The sequence below is a fragment of the Xanthobacter aminoxidans genome (assembly GCF_023571765.1).
GTDB classification, from domain to species: Bacteria; Pseudomonadota; Alphaproteobacteria; order Rhizobiales; family Xanthobacteraceae; genus Xanthobacter; species Xanthobacter aminoxidans.
This window is the reverse complement of record NZ_JAMJXC010000016.1, coordinates 65945-85076: the sequence shown is the minus strand read 5'-3', so window position 1 is coordinate 85076 and position 19132 is coordinate 65945. Positions and strand designations below refer to the sequence as shown.

At 69.1% G+C, this 19132-nt stretch carries 20 protein-coding genes; 4 read left to right on the top strand and 16 right to left on the bottom strand.

Annotated elements, in window-relative coordinates; all coding sequences use genetic code 11:
• Positions 1-5 precede the first annotated feature (5 nt).
• Both EJ105_RS20900 and ypfJ read right to left on the bottom strand, forming a co-directional pair.
• Entirely contained in the window at positions 6-287 is a 282-nt protein-coding gene (locus EJ105_RS20900; RefSeq protein WP_012113283.1) for an acyl carrier protein, read from the bottom strand.
• 424 nt (positions 288-711) lie between these two features.
• The gene (gene ypfJ, locus EJ105_RS20895) at positions 712-1611 is read right to left on the bottom strand and encodes a KPN_02809 family neutral zinc metallopeptidase (RefSeq protein WP_250167849.1); all 900 of its coding nucleotides are present in this window, start codon (positions 1609-1611) and stop codon (positions 712-714) included.
• A 174-nt stretch (positions 1612-1785) separates the two neighbouring features.
• On the opposite strand from ypfJ, the gene rnhB reads away from it, so the two are divergent.
• Positions 1786-2541: a ribonuclease HII gene (gene rnhB / locus EJ105_RS20890; protein WP_250167848.1), complete on the top strand. Its 756-nt coding sequence runs from the start codon at positions 1786-1788 to the stop codon at positions 2539-2541.
• A 252-nt stretch (positions 2542-2793) separates the two neighbouring features.
• Positions 2794-3285 (top strand): ferritin, encoded by a 492-nt coding sequence (locus tag EJ105_RS20885; protein ID WP_029557685.1) that lies wholly within the window; start codon positions 2794-2796, stop codon positions 3283-3285.
• 61 nt (positions 3286-3346) lie between these two features.
• Here the strand turns inward: EJ105_RS20885 and cydB are convergent, their stop codons facing one another.
• The 3 genes from cydB to EJ105_RS20870 form a co-directional block, all read right to left on the bottom strand.
• Entirely contained in the window at positions 3347-4351 is a 1005-nt protein-coding gene (cydB, locus tag EJ105_RS20880) for a cytochrome d ubiquinol oxidase subunit II (RefSeq protein ID WP_029557686.1), read from the bottom strand.
• 27 nt (positions 4352-4378) lie between these two features.
• On the bottom strand, positions 4379-5773 hold the full coding sequence (locus EJ105_RS20875; RefSeq protein ID WP_250167847.1) for a cytochrome ubiquinol oxidase subunit I: 1395 nt from the start codon (positions 5771-5773) through the stop codon (positions 4379-4381).
• A gap of 172 nt (positions 5774-5945) precedes the next feature.
• Positions 5946-7412, bottom strand: a complete 1467-nt coding sequence (locus EJ105_RS20870) for an MFS transporter (protein WP_250167846.1) — start codon at positions 7410-7412, stop codon at positions 5946-5948.
• A gap of 200 nt (positions 7413-7612) precedes the next feature.
• Between EJ105_RS20870 and EJ105_RS20865 the strand changes: the two genes are divergently transcribed.
• Positions 7613-8368 (top strand): SDR family NAD(P)-dependent oxidoreductase, encoded by a 756-nt coding sequence (locus EJ105_RS20865; RefSeq protein ID WP_250167845.1) that lies wholly within the window; start codon positions 7613-7615, stop codon positions 8366-8368.
• Positions 8369-8400: 32 nt separating this feature from the next.
• Here EJ105_RS20865 and EJ105_RS20860 read toward each other — a convergent pair whose 3' ends face one another.
• The 6 genes from EJ105_RS20860 to EJ105_RS20835 all read right to left on the bottom strand — a co-directional run bounded on the left by EJ105_RS20860 (position 8401) and on the right by EJ105_RS20835 (position 14546).
• A complete protein-coding gene (locus EJ105_RS20860) occupies positions 8401-9375 on the bottom strand; it encodes an FAD:protein FMN transferase (protein WP_250167844.1) in 975 nt (324 codons plus the stop codon).
• The gene (locus EJ105_RS20855) at positions 9356-11563 is read right to left on the bottom strand and encodes a PepSY domain-containing protein (protein WP_250167843.1); all 2208 of its coding nucleotides are present in this window, start codon (positions 11561-11563) and stop codon (positions 9356-9358) included. The genes EJ105_RS20860 and EJ105_RS20855 overlap by 20 nt, the downstream gene beginning before the upstream one ends.
• A gap of 23 nt (positions 11564-11586) precedes the next feature.
• Positions 11587-12057 carry a DUF2271 domain-containing protein gene (locus EJ105_RS20850; protein ID WP_250167842.1) on the bottom strand — a complete coding sequence of 157 codons (471 nt, stop codon included), beginning with the start codon at positions 12055-12057 and terminating at the stop codon, positions 11587-11589.
• A 39-nt stretch (positions 12058-12096) separates the two neighbouring features.
• Entirely contained in the window at positions 12097-12450 is a 354-nt protein-coding gene (locus tag EJ105_RS20845) for a hypothetical protein (RefSeq protein WP_250167841.1), read from the bottom strand.
• Positions 12451-12540: 90 nt separating this feature from the next.
• Positions 12541-13878 carry an ATP-binding protein gene (locus EJ105_RS20840; protein WP_250167840.1) on the bottom strand — a complete coding sequence of 446 codons (1338 nt, stop codon included), beginning with the start codon at positions 13876-13878 and terminating at the stop codon, positions 12541-12543.
• Positions 13875-14546, bottom strand: a complete 672-nt coding sequence (locus tag EJ105_RS20835) for a response regulator transcription factor (protein WP_250167839.1) — start codon at positions 14544-14546, stop codon at positions 13875-13877. Before EJ105_RS20835 ends, EJ105_RS20840 begins: the two co-directional genes overlap by 4 nt.
• A 133-nt stretch (positions 14547-14679) precedes the next feature.
• On the opposite strand from EJ105_RS20835, the gene EJ105_RS20830 reads away from it, so the two are divergent.
• Positions 14680-14967 carry a PepSY domain-containing protein gene (locus EJ105_RS20830; RefSeq protein WP_394042605.1) on the top strand — a complete coding sequence of 96 codons (288 nt, stop codon included), beginning with the start codon at positions 14680-14682 and terminating at the stop codon, positions 14965-14967.
• A gap of 183 nt (positions 14968-15150) precedes the next feature.
• Here the strand turns inward: EJ105_RS20830 and EJ105_RS20825 are convergent, their stop codons facing one another.
• From EJ105_RS20825 to EJ105_RS20805, 5 genes are all read right to left on the bottom strand, one after another.
• Positions 15151-15492, bottom strand: coding sequence for an NIPSNAP family protein (locus tag EJ105_RS20825; RefSeq protein WP_250167838.1), 342 nt, complete (start codon positions 15490-15492; stop codon positions 15151-15153).
• Positions 15489-16355 carry a fumarylacetoacetate hydrolase family protein gene (locus tag EJ105_RS20820; RefSeq protein WP_250167837.1) on the bottom strand — a complete coding sequence of 289 codons (867 nt, stop codon included), beginning with the start codon at positions 16353-16355 and terminating at the stop codon, positions 15489-15491. The genes EJ105_RS20825 and EJ105_RS20820 overlap by 4 nt, the downstream gene beginning before the upstream one ends.
• Positions 16356-16416: 61 nt before the next feature.
• Positions 16417-16818, bottom strand: a complete 402-nt coding sequence (locus EJ105_RS20815) for a cupin domain-containing protein (protein ID WP_024279902.1) — start codon at positions 16816-16818, stop codon at positions 16417-16419.
• Positions 16819-16918: 100 nt separating this feature from the next.
• Positions 16919-18151 carry an ABC transporter substrate-binding protein gene (locus EJ105_RS20810; RefSeq protein ID WP_029557699.1) on the bottom strand — a complete coding sequence of 411 codons (1233 nt, stop codon included), beginning with the start codon at positions 18149-18151 and terminating at the stop codon, positions 16919-16921.
• Positions 18152-18319: 168 nt separating this feature from the next.
• On the bottom strand, positions 18320-19063 hold the full coding sequence (locus EJ105_RS20805; protein WP_250167836.1) for an SDR family NAD(P)-dependent oxidoreductase: 744 nt from the start codon (positions 19061-19063) through the stop codon (positions 18320-18322).
• Between the last annotated feature and the right edge of the window lie 69 nt (positions 19064-19132).

Genomic DNA, 19132 nt, shown 5'->3' with positions numbered 1-19132 from the left:
CGGCCTCAGGCGGCCTTCGCAGCGACCAACTCGTCGATGCGGGCGCAGAGGTTCTTGAGCACGAAATACTGCTCGGTCGTGGCCTTGCCGTCGTTCACTTCCTGCGTCCACTGCTCCAGCGGCAGCTTGATGCCGAAGGCCTTGTCGATGGCGAACGCGATGTCGAGGAAGTCGAGGCTGTCGATGCCCAGATCGTCGATGGCGTGGCTGTCCGGCGTGATGGTGTCGCGCGGAATGTCGCAGGTTTCCGCGATGATGTTGGCCACCGTGTCGAACGTCGAAGACATGGACTGACGCCTCTCGTATGCTCGGCCCTTGCGGTCGCGGCCCGCCCGCGTGGCGCGCAGGCTTTGGTGCAAGGCACCGACCGGGGCCGAGGGATGGCCGCATGGCCCCTTCGGAATGAGTTGTCGGCCCCTATAGCGAAGGCTGCAAGAGGTTTCAATGGCCGACGCCGAACGGTCCGCGCGAGAGGCTTCTCCCGCGGCGGCGCCGTGCGTTGATGCTGCTTCGCACGCCAGCCGCCCGGAGGCAAGGGGGCATGCCTCCCGCCGCGCTCAAGCAGACAAGGGAGAGCAGGTCCTGGACAGGCGTTTGGCACGCCGGCGGCTGGCGTTCGCCGGGACCGAGGGGGCGGCAGCAGCGGCCATCAGACGCGTCATTCCGGAAGGGAATGACGCGTCGATTCGGCCGGGTCGGCGCGGGCGTCCCTCAGATCGCGCCCGAGAAGGTATTGCACTGCTGCATGGAGCCGGTCTTCAGGCCGCGCGTGAACCAGTTCACCCGTTGCTGCGACGTGCCGTGGGTGAAGCTGTCCGGCACCGCAAAGCCCTGGGAGCGCTTCTGCAGCGTGTCGTCGCCGATGGCGCTCGCCGCGTTGAGCGCCTGCTCCACGTCGCCGGGCTCCAGAATGCGGAAGCGGTCGTTGGCGTGGTAGGCCCATACGCCGGCGAGGCAATCGGCCATCAGTTCGACGCGGACGGACAGGTTGTTGGCCTCGGCGCGGGACGAGGCGCGGGCCTGGGCCTGCTGCACCTTGGGCAGAATGCCGATGAGGTTTTCCACATGGTGGCCGACCTCGTGGGCGATCACATAGGCCTGCGCGAAGTCGCCCCCCGCCTTGAAGCGGTTCTTCATCTCCTGGAAGAAGGTGAGGTCGAGATACACCTTCTGGTCCAGCGGGCAATAGAACGGCCCCATGGCCGACTGGGCACCGCCGCAGGCCGAGCGCGTGGAGCCGGAGAACAGCACCAGCTTCGGATCCTGGTAGGTCTTGCCGTCGGCGCGGAACAGCTCGGTCCACACGTCCTCGGTCTGGGCGAGGACCGCCGCGGCGAAGCGCCCAAGCTGGTCGGTGGGCGGGGCAGTCGGCCGGCCGCGCTGCGGGGCCGGGGCGGCCTGCTGGGTGGAGCCGCCGCCGTTGATGGCCTCCAGCCCGCCGATCAGCAGCGCCGGATTGATTCCAAGCGCCCAGCCGATGAGGCCGACGATGATGATGGTACCGATGCCGAGGCCGCCGCGGCCGCCGGGCATCTGGAACCCGCCGCCGCCGCCGCCATCGCCGCGCCGGTCCTCAACATTATCGCTGGAGCGGAAATCCTCCCACCGCATGCTCTTCTCCCGCGGACGCCAACGCCGGCAGCTTGAACCCTGAGCTTGAACATGGGCTGACACGGCACAAGGAGCAATCCCCGGCCCCCGCCCCGGTTCCATGCTATCAACGACGGCGTGGCCGAATCGCTCGGCCCGCCTGTCGCCGGGGCCTCGTCGGGCGCGCCGAGACCCATGCCGCCACGCCGAGAGCCGAACCCCAGCCGTACCTCGATCGAGCCGCAGCCCGCTGCGCGCCCGCGCGGCCGTCCGCCGAAGGTCAAGGTGCCTGTCGCGGATGCCTGGATCGGTCTCGATTTCACGCGGGAGCGCGGCCTTTACGCCCAGGGGCATGCGCCCATCGCCGGTGCCGACGAGGTGGGGCGCGGGCCGCTGGCCGGGCCGGTGGTTGCGGCCGCGGTCGTGCTCGATCCGGAACGGGTGCCGCAGGGCCTTGATGATTCCAAGCGTCTGACGCGGGCGAAGCGCGAGGCGCTGTATCTCGAAATCTGCGCGACGGCCGAGGTGGCGGTGGCCATGGCGCCGCCCGAGCGCATCGACCGCGACAATATCCGGCAGGCGACCCTTTGGGCGCTGGCGCAGGCGGTGCGCGGGTTGCCGCGCCGCCCGGCCTTCCTGCTGGTGGATGGCAACGATCCGCCGAAGGTGCCCTGCGCGGTCGAGGCGGTGATCGGCGGCGACCGGCTGATCGCCTCCATCGCCGCAGCCTCCATCGTCGCCAAGGTGGTGCGCGACCGGCTGATGGCCTCCCTCGGCGCGGCCTTTCCCGCCTATGGCTTCGAGCGGCACATGGGCTACGCGACGGCGGAACACAGCACCGCGCTCGTCACCCACAGCCCCTGCCTGCACCACCGCCGCTCCTTCGCGCCGGTGCGCGAGCAGCAGCTTGGCCTGTTCGGCGGCGGGCCGGTCCCGGACGCTGCGGAATAGCTCTCAACGAGAGATTGGAAGCAGTCGAGAAGCTGGCGCAAGCCGGCACCGCGCCACGCGTTTGAGCGGCGCGCTTGAATTGGCCCAATCCAAATCTGGCGCAAGATTGATGCGTGCCGATTGATCCGCCGCCGCCGGCTCCTGCACACCCGTGCGGGAAGCGCGGTCGTGGCCGGCCATGGACAGTGCCGGTGCCGCCCTTCCCCGTTCCGCCGGCGTCATGCGCGGCGGTCTCTCTTGGTGGAGAAGGCGATGGTCAGTGAAAAGCTGGAAGCGAAGCTGAACGAGCTGTTGAACGGCGAGATGGAGGCCCATCACGTCTATACCCAGGCCGCCGCCTGGGCGTCCGCCCACAAGTTCGAGGGCGTGACCAAGTTCCTTCTCGGCCATGCCAAGGAGGAGATGGGGCACATGCTGAAGTTCTTCGAGTTCCTCGATGACCTCGGCGCGCAAATCGCGCTGCATGGCCACCAGCGGCCGGTGATCTCCGCGGGCAACGTCCGCGAGCTGTTCCTGCGCATTCAGGAAGAGGAGCGCAAGGTGACGGCCCACATCGTCGAGGCCATCACGCTCGCGCGCGCCGAGAACAGCTTCGAGACCGATTCCTTCCTCGAGTGGTTCTCCCGCGAGCAGCACGAGGAAGAAAAGCTCTGCCGGAAGATCCTCGACCGGATCGACCTCATCGGCGAGGGACCCCACACCGCCTATTTCATCGACAAGGAGCTGGGCAGCCTCGCCGCGTGAGCCAAGGCCAAGGGCATGAGACGGGGGCCGGGGCCGGGGTCGTCCGGCCGCGGCTCCGGCTTCAGTGGTAGCCTTCGCCTTCCCGCACCTTCCCGCGGAAGATCCAGTAGACGAAGACGATGTAGCCCAACACCACCGGCAGCAGGAAGATGACGCCGAACAGCATCAGGATCTGGCTGGGCGGGGCGGCCGCCGTCTGCCACACGGTGAGGCTCGGCGGCACAAGGTAGGGGAAAGTCGAGATGGCGAGGCCGAGGAAGCCGAGCACGAACAGCCCGATGGTGCCGAAGAAGGGCAACATCTCCCGCCCGGTCTTCAGCCAGTGCCAGACCAGATAGGTGAGCCCGGCGGTGATGATGGGCACCGGCGCCAGGAAGAAGATGTTGGGCCGGGAGAACCAGCGGGTGGCGATGCGATCGAACGCCAGCGGCGTCCACAGGCTCACCAGCCCCATCAGCACGACGACGGCGAGGAGCAGCGGGATGGCGTGGCTCCGCGCCCGGTCGGCGACGGCGCCTTCGGTCTTCACCAGCAGCCAGGTCGAGCCGAGCAGGGCATAGCCCACGACCACGCCGACGCCGCACAGCAAGGCGAACGGGGTCGCCCAGTCGAGCGGGCCGCCGGCGAAGGCGCCGTCCTTCACCGTGATGCCCTGCACCAGCCCGCCGAGGATGATGCCCTGGAAGAAGGCCGCCACCAGCGAACCGGCCGCGAACGCGAAGTTCCACAGCCGCCGGCTGGAGGCCGCGACCCATCGGAACTCGAAGGCGACGCCGCGGAACACCAGGGCCAGCAGCATGATGATGACCGGCAGATAGAGCGCCGGCATCACCACGGCATAGGCCTTGGGGAAGGCCACCCACAGGCCACCGCCGCCAAGGATGAGCCAGGTCTCGTTGCCGTCCCAGAAGGGGGCGACGGTGTTCATCATCACATCGCGTTCCTTCTCCTCCTTGGCGAAGGGGAAGAGGATGCCGATGCCGAGGTCGAAGCCGTCGAGCACCACATACATGATGACCGCGACGCCGATGATGAGACCCCAGATGACGGGGAGATACCATTCCATGGTCATGTCCTCCTGCGCGTCGGCGGGTCAGGTTCCGGGGGTCATCTGGCCTTCGCCATGGGCGGCGGCGATGGGGCGGGTGGGGCGTTCGCGAGCCGGCGGCTGGATCAGGGTCTGGTCGGGACCGCGGACGATGAGCCGGTTCATGAAGTGGATGCCGGTGGCGAAGATCACGGCGTAGACGACCACAAACAGCGTCAGCGACAGCCCCACGGTCCAGCCGGCGAGGGGCGACATGGCATCCTCGGTTCGCAGCAGCCCCTCCACCACCCAGGGCTGGCGGCCCTGCTCGGTGACGATCCAGCCGGAGAGGATGGCGATGAAGCCCAGCGGCCATGCCCAGGAGGTGACGATCAGGTACCAGCGGGTCGTGGTCTCACGGCCCTTGAAGATCAGCCAGGCGCCGATCCAGCCCAGAAGGATCATGACGACGCCCACGCCCACCATGGCACGGAAGCCGAAGAAAGGTCCGAACACCGGCGGCCGATCCTGCGGCGGGAAGTCCTTGAGGCCGGGGAAAAGGCCGTCGAGGCTGTGGGTGATCATCAGCGAGGCGCCGTGCGGGATCGAGATCTCGAACAGGTTCTTCTCGGCCTTCTCGTCCGGCCAGGCGAACAGCACCAGGGGCGCGGGCTTGGAGCTGTCCCAGTGCGCCTCCACCGCCGCGATCTTGGCCGGCTGGTAGTGCGCGGTATTGAGGCCGTGGCTGTCGCCGACGAAGGCCTGGATGGGGCCGACGATGGCGAGCATGCCGATGCCCATCACCATCATCATCTTCGATTCTTCCTTGAACTTGCCGGCGAGCAGGTAGCGCGCGCCCACCGAGAGCACCACCAGCGAGGTGGTGAGGTAGGCGGCGAGCAGCATGTGCGGCAGGCGCCAATGGAAGCTCGGGTTGAAGATGATCTCAAGCCAGTCGAGCGGGTATGCCGCGCCACTGCGGATATCGAAGCCGGCCGGCGTCTGCATCCAGCTATTGGCGGCGAGGATCCAGAAGGCCGACATGAAGGTGCCGAACGCCACCACGCAGCAGGACAGAACGTGCAGCCACGGTGGAACCCGGTTCCAGCCGAACAGCATGATGCCGAGGAAGGTCGCCTCCAGGAAGAAGGCGGTGAGCACCTCGAAGCCGATGAGCGGCGCGACCACCGAGCCGACGAATTCGGCATAGCGGCTCCAGTTGGTGCCGAACTGATAGGACAGCACGATGCCGGACACCACGCCCATGGCGAAGGAGACGGCGAAGATCTTGGTCCAGAACCGCGCGAGGCGATGGAACACGTCCTTCCCGGTCCACAGCCAGATCAGCTCCAGCGTCGCGATGAAGGCGGACAGGCCGATGGTGAAGGCGGGAAATATGATGTGGAAGGAGACCGTGAAGGCAAACTGCATGCGCGCGAGGGTGACGGGATCGAAATCCATGGCGTCCGCTCCTGGCAATCCCGGCAGGGCTGCGCGCCATCCCGCCGCGGATGGGTGCATGCAACCTGCTGGATGCCATCGGACCATAGACGGGGTAACCGGCGGCGTCGATACTCCGGTGCGTGAATCGCTCCTCCGGCCGATGCCCGGATGCCGCACCTTCCGCATGCCGTTACGTACGGCGCCGCAGGACGCAGAGGAGTGCGGCAGCGAGCGCCATGATGGCGACGAGGACGAGGCCCCATTCCACGGCATTCACCAGCGCCGGCCCCGACACATCCCTCATCCGGTCCGTCATTCCCCCGGCCTGCTTCAGGCCCAGCGACAGCGTGGACGTCGCCCCCGCGACGCCGAGGCTGGTGCCCAGCACGCGCATGAGGTTCAGCAGGGAGCCGGCCTGCGTCGCCAGCTCCGGCGGCGCGGCCTTGAGGGTGGCGTGGTTGTTGGGGGCGATGAACAGGCCGAGGCCGGCGCCGAACAGCATGAAGGCGCCGAAGCTCACCAGCGGGCTTGCGGCCGAATCGCCGACGCCGAGGCCCAGCACCAGCAGACCCAGCAGGCACACGCCCATGCCGCTGGCGCCGAGTACGCGGATGCCGAGGCGATCGGCGAGGCCGCCGCTGAACGGCGCGACCAGCCCGAGAATCACCGGAATGATGGCAAGGCGCAGGCCGGCCTCCCAGGCGCGTTCCCCGTACCCGTGCTCCAGCAGGAACGACATGAGAAAGAACATGGCGTAGAGCATGGCATAGCCGAGCACCACGGCGCCCGCGCCCAGCGCGAATCGGGGATTGGCGAACAGCTTCAGGTCCACCAGTGGAAACGCCGCGCGCCGCTCCTGCCGCACCAGCAGCCAGATGAGCCCGGCGGAGAGGACCACGCTGCCGATCGTCTCGGGGGAGGCCAGCCCCCAGCCGGCGGCGTGGTTCAGCGCGCGGACAAGAATGACCAGGGCCGGCGCGAGCAGCAGGGCGCCCAGCCAGTCGAAACGGGCCTCGGGGCGCGCACCGCGCGTGCGGGGCAGGGCGATCCAGCCGGCCATCGCGGCGAGGAGGCCGAACGGCACCGTCAGCCAGAAGATCCACGGCCAGCCCAGCGCACCGAGCACGATGCCGCCCACCGCCGGCCCCGCGCTCATGCCGATGGCTTGCGCCGCGGCGAACACGCCCAGTGCCCGGCCGCGCTTGTCCTCCGGCACGGCGGCGACGAGGATGGCGATGCTGTTGGCGCCGAGCAGCGCCCCGCCGATCCCCTGAACCACCCGCGCCGCCACCAGCGCCGGCAGGTCCGGCGCCAGCGCGCACAGGGCGCTCGCCGCCACGAAGACGAGATAGCCGAGGAGATACAGCGTCTTGCGGCCATACATCTGGCACAGGCGCCCGAAGATCGGCAGGAAGGACGCGAAGGCGACGAGATAGCCCAGTGACACCCAGCTCACCGCATGGAGCCCGGCGTCGAACGTGGTCGCCAGCGTGGGCAGGGCGAGCTGGACGATGGTGGCGTCGAGCTGGCCGACAAAGGCACCGATGGAGACGAGGCCGACGACGATCCAGGAATGCCACGGCAATGCTTCAAGCGCTGCGAGGGGCGCCGGTTCGTGCGTGAGGCGGGCGAGGCGCGCCCTCAGTGGACGGCGCACGGACCCATCCGGTGCGGCGCTGTCTGGAAGTCCCTGCTCCATCGATCCATCGTCGCTGTGTAAGGCTGTGTTCTAGTCGAAGGCGGCAGGTCTTGTCATGCGGGTCCGGCCTGCGGCGCAAGGCTGGAGATCGGCCGGGCGATCTTCTATCACCTCTCCTCTCGGCCGCGACGGCGGCACGGCGGAACCGGGGACGGCATATGGCGCGAAGGCTCGATCTGACAGGACGGGTGGCGGTGGTGACGGGCGGGGCGAGCGGCATCGGCCTTGCCGCCGCAACCGCCATGGCGGAGGCCGGCGCCCGCGTCATCCTCGCCGACCGGGACGGGGAGGCCGCCGCGCGCGCCGCCGCCGGCATCCCCGGCGCCGAGGCGCTGGCGTTCGATGTGACCGACGAGGCGGCGGTCTCTGCCGCGTTCGGGCAGGTGGCGGCCGGTCATGGCGGCCTCGACATCCTCGTGAACAATGCCGGCCTTTCCATCCGCAAGGGGCTGACGGAACTCCAGCTCGCCGACTGGGAGAAGGTGTTCGCGGTGAACGTCACCGGCGGCTTCCTCTGCGCGCGGGCGGCGGTGCCGTCCATGACGGCGCGGGGCGGCGGCGCCATCGTGAACGTCTCGTCCATCATGGGGCTGAGCGGCGGCGGGCCCTATCCCAACCCCGCCTATCAGGCGAGCAAGGGGGCGGTGGTGAATTTCACTCGCGCGCTGGCCATCGAGCTGGCGCCGGTGAAGATCCGCGTCAATGCGGTTGCGCCCACCTGGGTGCGCACGCCCTTCATCGATCCGCTGATGCGCGACCCGGACAAGCTCGCCGCCATTGAGAAGCTGATGCCGCTCGGCCGCATCGCCGAGCCGGAGGAGGTGGCGGACGCCATCCTGTTCCTCGCGAGCCCCATGGCGGCCATGGTGACGGGCCACGTGCTGGCGGTGGACGGCGGCTTCCTGGCCCAGTGAGACGCCCGGCGCCATGAGGACCGGCGCCGTCTCTACGCCCCGGCGGGCTGAGCCAGCGGGCCCGTCCCCTCCATTGTGCCGTCCGCGCGGACGAACAGCGCCGCGAGGCCGAGGCGGCGGGCGAGGGCTGGCCCCTCGCTTGCCCCGCGCACCAGCAAAGCGGTCGCCCAGGCGTCCGCCGCCATGCATGTGGCGCCGAGCACGGTGACGGCTGAGAGGTCGTTCTCCAGCGGCGCCCCCCGCGCCGGGTCCATGGTGTGGGAGAGCACGCGCCCGCCCACCTCCACCCGATGGCGATAAGTGCCCGAGGTGGCGACGGCGGCGCCGGAGAGTTCCAGCACGCCGAGGATATCCCGCTCCCCCACGGAGGGCCGCTCATGGGCCACCGTCCACGGCCGGCCGTCCGGCTTCAGGCCTTCGGCGCGCATCTCGCCGTCGATGCCCACCAGAAAGGAGGAGAGGCCGGACGCGCGCATCTCGCGGGCCAGCTCATCTACGCCGAAGCCCTTGGCGATGCCGGCCAGATCGAGCCGGAGCGGCGCCAGACGGCGGGCGCGAAAGCCGGCCGGATCGAGCTGCAAGGTCTTGGGCGGCTCGAAGGAGGGGCGGCCGGCAAGCCCCGCGATGCGTCCGCCATCAGGTCCCGGCGCTCCGCCGAAGCCCCAAGCCCGGACCAGATCGCCCACCCCGATGTCGAACGCCCCGCCGGAGAGGCGGCCGATCTCCAGCGCGGTGGAGAGGACGTGCATCAGCTCGCGGGGGATGGGCCTCCACGCCCCGATGGGGGCGGCGTTCAGCCGTTCCAGATCGGAGTCGGGCCGGAAGGTGGACATCTGCTGTTCCACCCGCTCCACCGCGCCCTGGAGGCGGCGGGTGAGCGCCGCTTCGTCCACATCGTCGGCGGCGAAGAAGGTGGCGGACCAGCGCGCACCCATGGCCGGGCCGCTCAGGGCGCGGCGGCGGAGCGCCGTCGCATCCCGACCCGCATCAATAGACATCTTCGACATAGCGTCCGCTCGATTTGAGTGTGGGAAGGTCGAGGCCCAGCGGGCGCACCACCGGCTCCAGCGCGCGGGTCACGGCCTCGGCCATATCCCGGCCGCCGCAGACGAGGATCTGCGCGCCCTGCTTCACCAGTTCCCGCAGGCGCGGGGCGTCGGCGGCAATGCGGTCCTGCACATAGGCGTTCTCGTCCGCATCCCGCGAGAAGGCGGTGCGCAGCGTCGTCAGCCGCCGCTCGGCGAGGTGCTGGGCGAGTTCATGCTCATAGAGGAAGTCGGACGCCGCGCTCCGCCCGCCCCAATAGAGATGCACCGGCCGGCCCGCCGCATTGGCCCGCACGAACCCGGCCAGCGGCCCGATGCCGGCCCCCGCGCCGATGAGGATGAGCGGGCCGCGTCCCTTGGCCGGACGGAAGGTCGGATTTTCCCGGATGAAGGCATCGATGCCCTTGCCGGGCCGGAGCCCGTGCAGGAAGGGGGAGCACAGGCCGCCCTCGCGCAGCCGCACGCAGATTTCCAGCACGCCGTCGCGGGTGGAGGAGGCCAGCGAATAGAAGCGCGGCATGGCCTCGCCAAGCTTCTCATTCACAGGCGGCACGATGCCCACGAGGTCGCCGGCCTCGAAGGCAGGCAGGGGGCGTGGCGCGCCGGTGCGCGGGTCAACGGGCGCCGTGAAGCGCAGGATCGCCACGGGTGCGCCCACCGCCTCGCCGTAAAGCTCGCGCCCCGCGAGCACCAGCCGGGTGGTCTTCGGCGGCTCCGCCACGTGGGTGAGCACGAGATCGTGCCCCAGCACATCCCCCAGATCGTGACCCCATTGGGCGAATTCCTGAGGCGAGCGGCGATCCACCCGTTTCATGGGCAGGAGCTGCTGGCAGCCGCGCGCATCCAGCGCATCGGCGACGTCGCGCGCGAACCGGCAGAAATGGGGGAAGCTGCGATCGCCGAAGCCCAGCACCGCCACAGCCGGTTGACCCGGCAGCTTTGCGAGGCGGGACAGGAAGTGTCTGGCCGATTGCGGCGCCGCGCCCTCGCCATAAGTGGCGGCGAGCACCAGCAGCCGCGGGGCGGCCATATGCGCCGCGCTTACATCATTCATGGCGGCGGTGTGGACCTTGTGGCCGGCGGCGGCGAGGGCCGCGTGCAGGGTGCCCGCGAAACCCCAGGTGGAATTGCCCTCGCTGCCCACGAGGATCACCGTATCCGCCGCCCGCGCCGGGACGTTGGCGGCGATGCGCGGCCGTGCCGCCCGCCGCCGCAGCCACAGGACGAGGCCCGTTCCGCCGAGCACGGGGACCATGGCCGAGGCGAGACCCAGCAAAAGGCCGAGCACCCAGGCGCCACGCCCGGTGTGGAGCGTGCGCACGAGGTCGTTCATCCGCTCCAGCGCCGTCGCCGGCGTCATGGCGAGGGTGGCGCCGGTGGCGGCATCCACCAGCCGCTCGCCATCGGCGGTGACGAGGGTGAAGACGTCGGTAGGGTCGGCGGGGTCGGGGAAGGTGAGTTCGCGCAGATCCCGGAGCTTCACGCTGTTCAGGCCGGTGAGCGTCCCGATGGGCGCCGGCGCGCCACCGCTGGCGGTGACGGCGGGGGTGGTCGCTCCCGTTTCGGGCAGAAGCCCGAAAGTGCCGGCCGACATCCACAGGCCGGTCAGCGACGACAGGATCAGGCCCACGGCCGCGAGCCGGCCGAGTTCGCCATGCCAGCGCTGCGCCGGGGTGCCGCGGATGGGCCGCAGCAGCGCCCCCATGCCGCCGAGCCGGCGGGCCAGCAGCAGGAGGCCGGAGACGGAGAGCCCCAGCATCGCCAGCGCGCCGATGGCCGCCGCCACGCGCCCCGCATCGCCCATGAGGAAGGCGCGGTGCAGGTTGGTGACGAAGCGGGTGGTGTCCGACACCGCGTAAGGCCCAAGCCCCGCGCCGGTGGCGGGATCGATTCGCTCCACGCCACGCGTGCCATCATCGTCGAAGGCCGCCGTGAGGCTGCCGTCCGCCCGCAGCCGGATGGCGCTGACGCCGGGATGGCGCGCGGCGACCGCACCCGCGACGTCCGCGACGCTGGCGGATGCCGGTATGGCCGGGGCGGCAACGTGGTTCAGCGCCGGTTGCACGGAGAGGACCGTGCCGGAGAGGGCGGTGACGGCAAGGGCCAGCGCCAGCGCGATGCCGGGCAGGCCATGGAGGCGGCGAAGCATTTTGGGGGGTGTCCGAAGGGGGATCAGAAGGTGACGGTGAAGGATTTCACATAGCCCTTGCCGGCGACGGGCTTGCCGGACGCGCTTGCGGCGAGGGGGGCGACCACCTCGGAGGGATTGTCCATCCCGTCCTCCACCGCCGTGTCCACATGGACCTGGTAGCCGGCATCGATCATGGCATCGGCGAGATCGAGGGTGATCTTCAGCGTCTTGCCGGAGCCGACGCTGGCGCCGGTGATACCGTCGATCTCGGCGGGGCGCCCGCCGGAGGCGCGCTGCCAGTCGGAGAGGTGGCGGTAGTATTTCGCCTTGCCCCCGGCCATCCAGAGCGTGCCCTTGTAGGCGCCGGCCGCATCGGTGACATAGAGCACCACATAGGCGCCGTTGCCGCCGTAAGGCTTCAGGGTGGTCTCGAAGGTGACCTGCCGTGCCTCGGCCAGCACCGGCGACAGCAGGGTGGCGGTGGCCGCCACGGCGGGAAGAACGAATTTCATCTGATTAGTCCTTTGAAGGGGTGCGGAGTCGGCCGAGTGTCACTGCACCTCGACCTTGGGCCGGGCCTTGCCCTGGAACAGGCCGTTGTCCGGCACCGGCGCGGCGGGATCGGCCGGGCCGTTCTGCGGAACGGCACCGGGCCGGGCACCCGGGCGGCCGTCATCGTCGTCGTCGTCATCATCATCGTCGTGATGGCGGCCGTGATGGCGCTCCTTGCCCTCGCGCCGGTGGTCGTTGTCGGCGAGACGGAGGGGGCGGACGTCGGCGCGGGGGGCGTCGTCACGGCTGTGGAAGGGGAGATCGAGATGGTCGATCTGGGTCGCCGCCAGCGCCACGCCGAGGCCGGCGGTGGAGAGGAGGAGGGCGGTCCCGATCAGGGTGCGCGTCTTCATGGAGGGCTCCGGCGTTTGATGACGCTGACACCCTCTCGAACCAACCTGACAGCCGCCTGAACCCCCTGCTGAATCGCGTTCAGCTTGCTGTCAGGATCGCGCTTCGGGAAAGCGCACGACGGCGCTGAAGCCCTCCGCCGCCCCTGGGATGGGCGAGGCGATTTCCAGCACCAGCCCCGCCCCGCGGCAGATGGCGGCGGCAATGGCGAGGCCGAGGCCAGAGCCCTCCGCCCCCGTCGGTCCCCGCTCGAACGGCCGCAGCAACTGGGCCATCCGTTCCGCCGGAACGACGGCGCCATGGTTGGTGATTTCCAGCCGGTCGGCGGTGAGGCGGACCTGGACCGGCGTGTCCGGCGCGCCGTGTTTCAAAGCATTTTCAATGAGATTGCGTGCCAGAACCGCGAAGGCGTCGGGGTCGAGATCGCTGACGGGGCTGCCCTCCGCCGTGATGCTGAGGTCGATGTCTCCCGCCCGGTCGGTCCGGCGGTCGAGGTCGGCGATCACATGGCGCAGCACCGGTGCGAGCGGCGCCGGTGCCTCCGCGAGCAGGCCGGCGCCTTCCGCCTTGGCGAGCTGGAGCAGCTTCTCCGACAGGCGCGAGAGGCGGCGCAGCGCGCCTGAGATAGCGCGCGCGCGCTCCTGCGCCGGTCCTTCCGGCAGCTCGGCCACGAGCCGCTGGGTCTGCGCCAGGGCGGCGGCGATGGGGGTGCGCAACTCATGGGCGCTGTTGGCGGCAAAGCCCCGCTCCGCCTCCAGCGCGCCGCGCAGGCGCTCCATGAGTGCATTCACGGCGCCTGCGACGGGTGCCATCTCCTCGGGCAAACCCTGCTCCGGCACCGGCGCCAGGTTGCCCCGCCCCCGCGCGGCGATGGCATGGCGGAAGGCGAGCACAGGCTTCAAGGTGAGGCGAAGCGTGATCCAGACGCCGGCAAGCGCGATGGGAACGAGGGCGACCAGCGGCCAGATCAGCGCCATGACCGCGCGCCCGACCGCGGCGGCGCGATGGTCCAGCTCCTCTGCAGTGGTGACGATGACGGTGCCCCGCACCGCCGCTTCCGTGTAGGTGCGCAGCCTGGGCGTGGTGTGAAAACCGGGGGCGAGCCCGGCGGGAATGGCCATCTGCTCGGCGTCGCTGGACTGGAGCAGCACACGGCCTTGGGCGTCGCGCACCACATAGGTGATGAATTCGCGGTGTGGACCCACGGGCGGCATGTGGTGCGTGCCGGCCCCATCCTCGCGCGCGAGCAGCTCGGAATAGGCGAGGGGCAGCACCCGCTGGGCCACCTCCTGCAACGCGCTGTCGAAGACCTCGTCGATCTCGTGCCGCAGCACCAGACCGGCGACCGTCGCCGCGGCGAGCCACAGCGCGGCGACCGACAACGCGAGCCACAGGCCGAGGCGCCGGCGCAGGCTCCAGCGTCCGCTCATGCGCCGCCTCCCGGCGTGCCGAGGCGATAGCCCATGCCGCGCACGGTCTCGATCACGTCGGCACCCAGCTTCTTGCGCAGACGGGCCACATAGACCTCGATGGTGTTGCTCTCCACTTCCGCATCGAAGGAATAGAGCCGTTCCTCCAGCTGCGGCTTCGACATGAGCTGGTGTGGCCGCTGCACGAAAGCCTCGAACAGGGCCCATTCCCGCGCTGTCAGGGCCACGGTCTGCCCGGCGCGGCGCACCGAGCGGGCGGAAAGGTCCACCTCGATGTCTCCGAGCGTGACCAGCGGGTTGGGATTACCCGCGTAGCGCCGCCCCACGGCGCGGATGCGCGCCGACAGCTCGAACAGGTCGAACGGCTTCACCAGATAGTCGTCGGCGCCGGCGTCGAGGGCGGCGATGCGGTCGGAGATCTGGTCGCGGGCGGTCAGCACCATCACCGGCGTCGCGTCGCCCGTGCTGCGCAGCTTCCTCAGGAAGTCGGAGCCGCGCCCGTCGGGCAGCATGAGGTCGAGAAGGATCAGGTCGAAGGCCGCGGCATGGACGGCGTGCTCGGCGTCGGCAAGGCGCGTCACCCAGTCGGCGCCGTGCCCGTCCGCGACGATCTGGTCGCGCACGGCCATGCCCAGGACGGGATCGTCTTCGATCAGCAGGATACGCATCTGTCACCTCGGCGGGGCGCATGGCAATCTAGCGCGGCCGAACGTGGAACGGGCGAGAGAATCTGCCCCTGCGTTCAGGTGAGTGTCAGCTTGGCGTGCTTTTCATCAGGCTTGGTCGGAAGGAGTTCGTGCGGTGAAACGCTCGGGGTTGGCAGTGCGGAATATCTTGGCGGGCCTGATTGTTGCCGGCCTCGCCGCCACGCCGGCGGCCGCGGAGCACGATTGCAATGTGCCTCTGGCCGACTGGCAGCCGCGTGAGGCTTTGCAGAAGAAGCTGGAGGCCGAAGGCTGGACGGTGCTTTCCATCCGCTCGGACGACGGCTGCTACAAGGTGCGCGCCACCAACCCGCAAGGGGCGCGGATGAAGGCGAAATTCGACCCCGCGCGCCTTGAACGGGTCCCCGACCGGGACGACGATTGATCGACCTCGCCCAGGCCGGGGCGCCATGAAGGGGACGCTTAGGCCGAGCCGCCGACACGTCTTTCAAGAGCAGAATGCGGGGACTTCTGCACCCCGGCCCGGTTCGTCAGGCGCTCCCGCGCGAGGCGGTGACGGGCCCTTGCCTCTAGACATCCCGTCGCGCACCCGCGTCCCGTGCGGTTTTCAACCCACAGCGGCGGGGCTGCCGCCGGGCCAGGGGGAGAAGGCGGTGGGAACGAGGATGCGGTTCTCCATGGTCATGATCATGGGCCGTATCTTCACGAGGCACGCCTGCCAGCCGGGCTGCGCCGCCAGCTTCTCGCGCCGCTTCCGACGCTCCTCAAGGTCCGCATAGGCCCAGAAGTGGACGAGCTGGTTCTGGGTGCCGATCTCGGTGGTGAAATAGCCGAGGAAGCCGCCGAGGATTTCTCGCTGCAGTGGTAGGCCTTCGCTGGTGTAGATCGCCATGTAGTCGGCAATGTTCACCTCGGTGTGGAGCACGTATATCCGCTCTTCGACGATCATGGGCGATGGCTTTCCTGCTCTGCGGCGTCGGGCGCCTCATCGACGATTGTGTTGGCGAGGATGCCGATGCCCTCGATCTCGATCTCGATGAGGTCGCCGGCCTGCATGAAGCGCGGCGGCGTGCGGGCGAAGCCGACGCCGGCGGGCGTGCCGGTGGCGATCACGTCGCCGGGCTCCAGCGTCATGACGGCGGAGAGTGTCTCGATGAGGTTCGCCACGGGGAAGATCATCTCGCGGGTGGAACCGTCCTGCAGCGTCTCGCCGTTGAGCCGCGCGGCGATGCGCAGGTTGTCGACGCCGGAGGGCAGCGCCTGCGGCGTCACCAGCTCTGGGCCGATGGAGCCGGAGCGGTCGAAATTCTTGCCCATGGTCCACTGGGTGGACTTGCGCTGGAAATCGCGGATGGAGCCGTCGTTGAAGCAGGAATAGCCCGCCACATGCTGAAGGGCATCGGCGGCGCGGACATGATGCGCGGTCCGCCCGATCACCACGGCCAGCTCGGCTTCATAGTCGAAGCGTTCGGACAGGGCCGGGCGCACCAGCGGCTGCCCGTGCCCGACCAGCGAGGTGGCGGTGCGCAGGAAGACAGCCGGATAGGTGGGGATGGGGTGTCCGCCCTCGCGCGCATGGTCCGCATAATTGAGGCCGATGCAGATGATCTTGCCCGTGAGCGGCACCGGCGGCAGCAGGCTCACCTGCGCCAGCGCAATGGCATTGGCCTCGGGCAGGGGCGTTGCGCCCTGCAGGGCGGCGAGAAGGGCGGTGAAGGATCCTCCCGCCAGCCCCGCGAAGGGAACGACGTCGTCCTGCCGGCGCGTGCCGAACTGGATGCGGCCCTGATGTTCGAAACGGACGATGCGCATGATGGCCTTTCGCACAGCCGCGGGGCCGGACAAGCCCGGCCGCCCCGGCGTGCCGATGGGATTACTTGAGTTCGTGGCCGGCGAGATCGCCGTCGAGGAACTTGTTGGGGCGCAGGAACATGGAGATGACGAGTGCGCCATTGGGCGAGCGGGCCACATGCTGGTTGCCCGCCGGGCGCCAGACGTAATTGCCGGAGAGCGCCTCGCCTTCCGCATCCACGATGCTGCCCTCGAGCACGTAGGTCTGCTCGATCTCCACATGCTCGTGGCGGGGCAGCTCGGTGCCGGGCTGCCAGCGGAAGAGGGCGGTCATGAGCCCGGTCTCCTCGTCGAGGAGGAGGATCTTCATGTCGATGCCCTTGGTGGGGGTGGGCTTCCACGGCAGGCTCGCCACGTCCACGTAGCGGGACTCCTTCGGACCGAGCCTGTCCTCGCCGGCGAGGCCGGGGGTGATTGCGACCATGTTCAGCTCCTGAAAATCGATGCGGGACTCGGGTTGAGCGGGGCATTCGGCCGGGAGCCCGCAGCCTCCCGGCTTCGCTGAAGGGAACAGCCCGGCGAGCTCAGTTCTGCTTCACGAGGGCGCAGCCGCCGGCCTCAAGCGGCTTGAAGGCCTGATCGGCAGGCGTCTCGCCGATCTTGGTGTAGAGATCCCACGGCCCCTTGGACTCGGCCGGGCTCTTCACCTTGAACAGGTACATGGGATGGATCTTGCGGCCGTCGGCCCGTACGTAGCCCTTGCCGAAGGCGAGGTCATCGGTGGGCAATTCCTTCATCTTGGCGACGATGGCGCGACCGTCCGCATCGCTGTTGAGGGCCTGGACCGCCTTGAGATAGTGGAGCACGCCGGAATAGACGCCCGCCTGGAAGGAGGTGGGCATGGCGCCGTTCATCTTCTCCGAGAATTTCTTGGCGAAGGCACGCGTCTGGTCATTGAGGTCCCAGTAGAACGGCTCGCTGAGATAGAGACCCTGGCCGCTGGTGAGGCCGAGGGACTTGATGTCCGTGAGATACACGGCGAGCGCCGCCAGCTTCTGCTTGCCCTGGGTGATGCCGAATTCGGCCGACTGCTTCATGGAATTGGTGAAGTCGGCGCCGGAATTGGCGAAGCCGATGACCTTGGCGCCGGAGGCCTGGGCCTGCAGCAGGAAGGAGGAGAGGTCCGACGAGCCGAGCGGATGGCGGACGGAGCCGACCACGGTGCCGCCGGCATTCTTCACGATCTGGCCTGCCTCGCGCTCCATGTCGTGGCCGAAGGCATAGTCCACTGTCACGAAGTACCAGCTGTTGCCGCCGGACTTCAGCACTTCCGTCGCCGTGCTCTTGGCGAGGGAGTAATTGTCGAGCGTCCAGTGGACATGGTTGGGCGTGCAGGAATCGCCGGTCAGTCGATTGCTGTTGGAGGTGGCGATGACGGCCACCTTGTTCTTTTCCTTCACCAGCTGGACCAGCGCCAGCGAGATGGAGGAATTGGGAATGTCGGCGATCATGTCGACGCCGTCCACGTCCAGCCATTTGCGCGCGATGTTGAGGCCGATGTCCGGCTTGTTCTGGTGGTCTCCGACGATGATCTCGATGGGCGTATTGCCGATCTTGCCGCCGATCTCCTCCACCGCGATCTTCGCGGCCGCGACCGAGCCGGGGCCGGCCATGTCGGCATAGATGCCGTTCTGGTCGTTGAGCACGCCGATGCGGACGACGCCATCGGTGAACTGGGCCCGTGCGGCGGATGTCGCCGCGAGGGAAAGGCCGCCCACCGCCAGGGCAAGGGCGGTGCGGGTCAGCATGCGCTTCATCTGTGTTTCCTCCCCATGATCGGGCGCCGGGGCGCCCAATGCGCCTGCCTCTGCAGGTCGTTTTCTGCTTAAAGAGCGAATAACTAAAAATCTCATTTTATGAGACTAGTGTCAATGTGTTTGCGGCGCGGGCATTGGCGGGGGCGAGACGATCTGCGCCCCGCGCCCTCAGCCCATGTAGGCGCCGCCGTTCACATCCAGGATGGCACCGCAGACGAAGCTGGCGCCGGGGGAGCAGAGGAAGGCGATGGGCCAGGCGATCTCTTCCGGTCGGCCGAAGCGCGGGACCGGCATCGCCTCCAGCGCCTTCGGATCGGCGGTCGCCACCATGCGCGTGAGGGTGGAGCCGGGCGCCACCGCATTCACCAGCACTTCCGGCGCGGCGCGACGTGCGAGCCAGCGCACGAAGGTGTGGATCGCGCCCTTGGAGGCGGCATAGCTCACTGGCGAATGGGCATAGGTGCCGCCGGTGTGGGCGGCGACCGAGCCGAGCAGCACGATGCGGCCGTTGCCCCGCGCTTTCATGGCGGGAACGAGGGCGCGGGCGAAGTGCGCAGGCCCCGCCACGTTCACCGCCATCACCTCGTGGAAAAGGTCGTCCCAATCGTCGGCCAGCCACTGCTCCTGCGGAAAGATGCCGGCATTCAGCACTGCGGCGTCCAGCGGCCCGGCGTCCCGGCACAGGGCCTCGACCGCCGCGCGATCGCGCACATCGCAGGCGGCGTAAGTGTGGGTCTGGCCGTGATCGCGAACGAGTTCATCCGCAAGGCCGGGCGCATCGCCCGCATCGGTCAGTACCATCTCGGCGCCAAGGCGCGCGCACAGATGCGCCGTCGCCCGCCCGATGCCGCCGGCCGCGCCCGTGAGCAGGATGCGCATGCCGGAAAGATCGTAAGGCGCGCGGGATGTCATCGGCCGCCCTCCAGAGGACATGCAAACGTGACGCGGGCCCGGCTGGGGGCCTTTTCTGGATGGGGCATG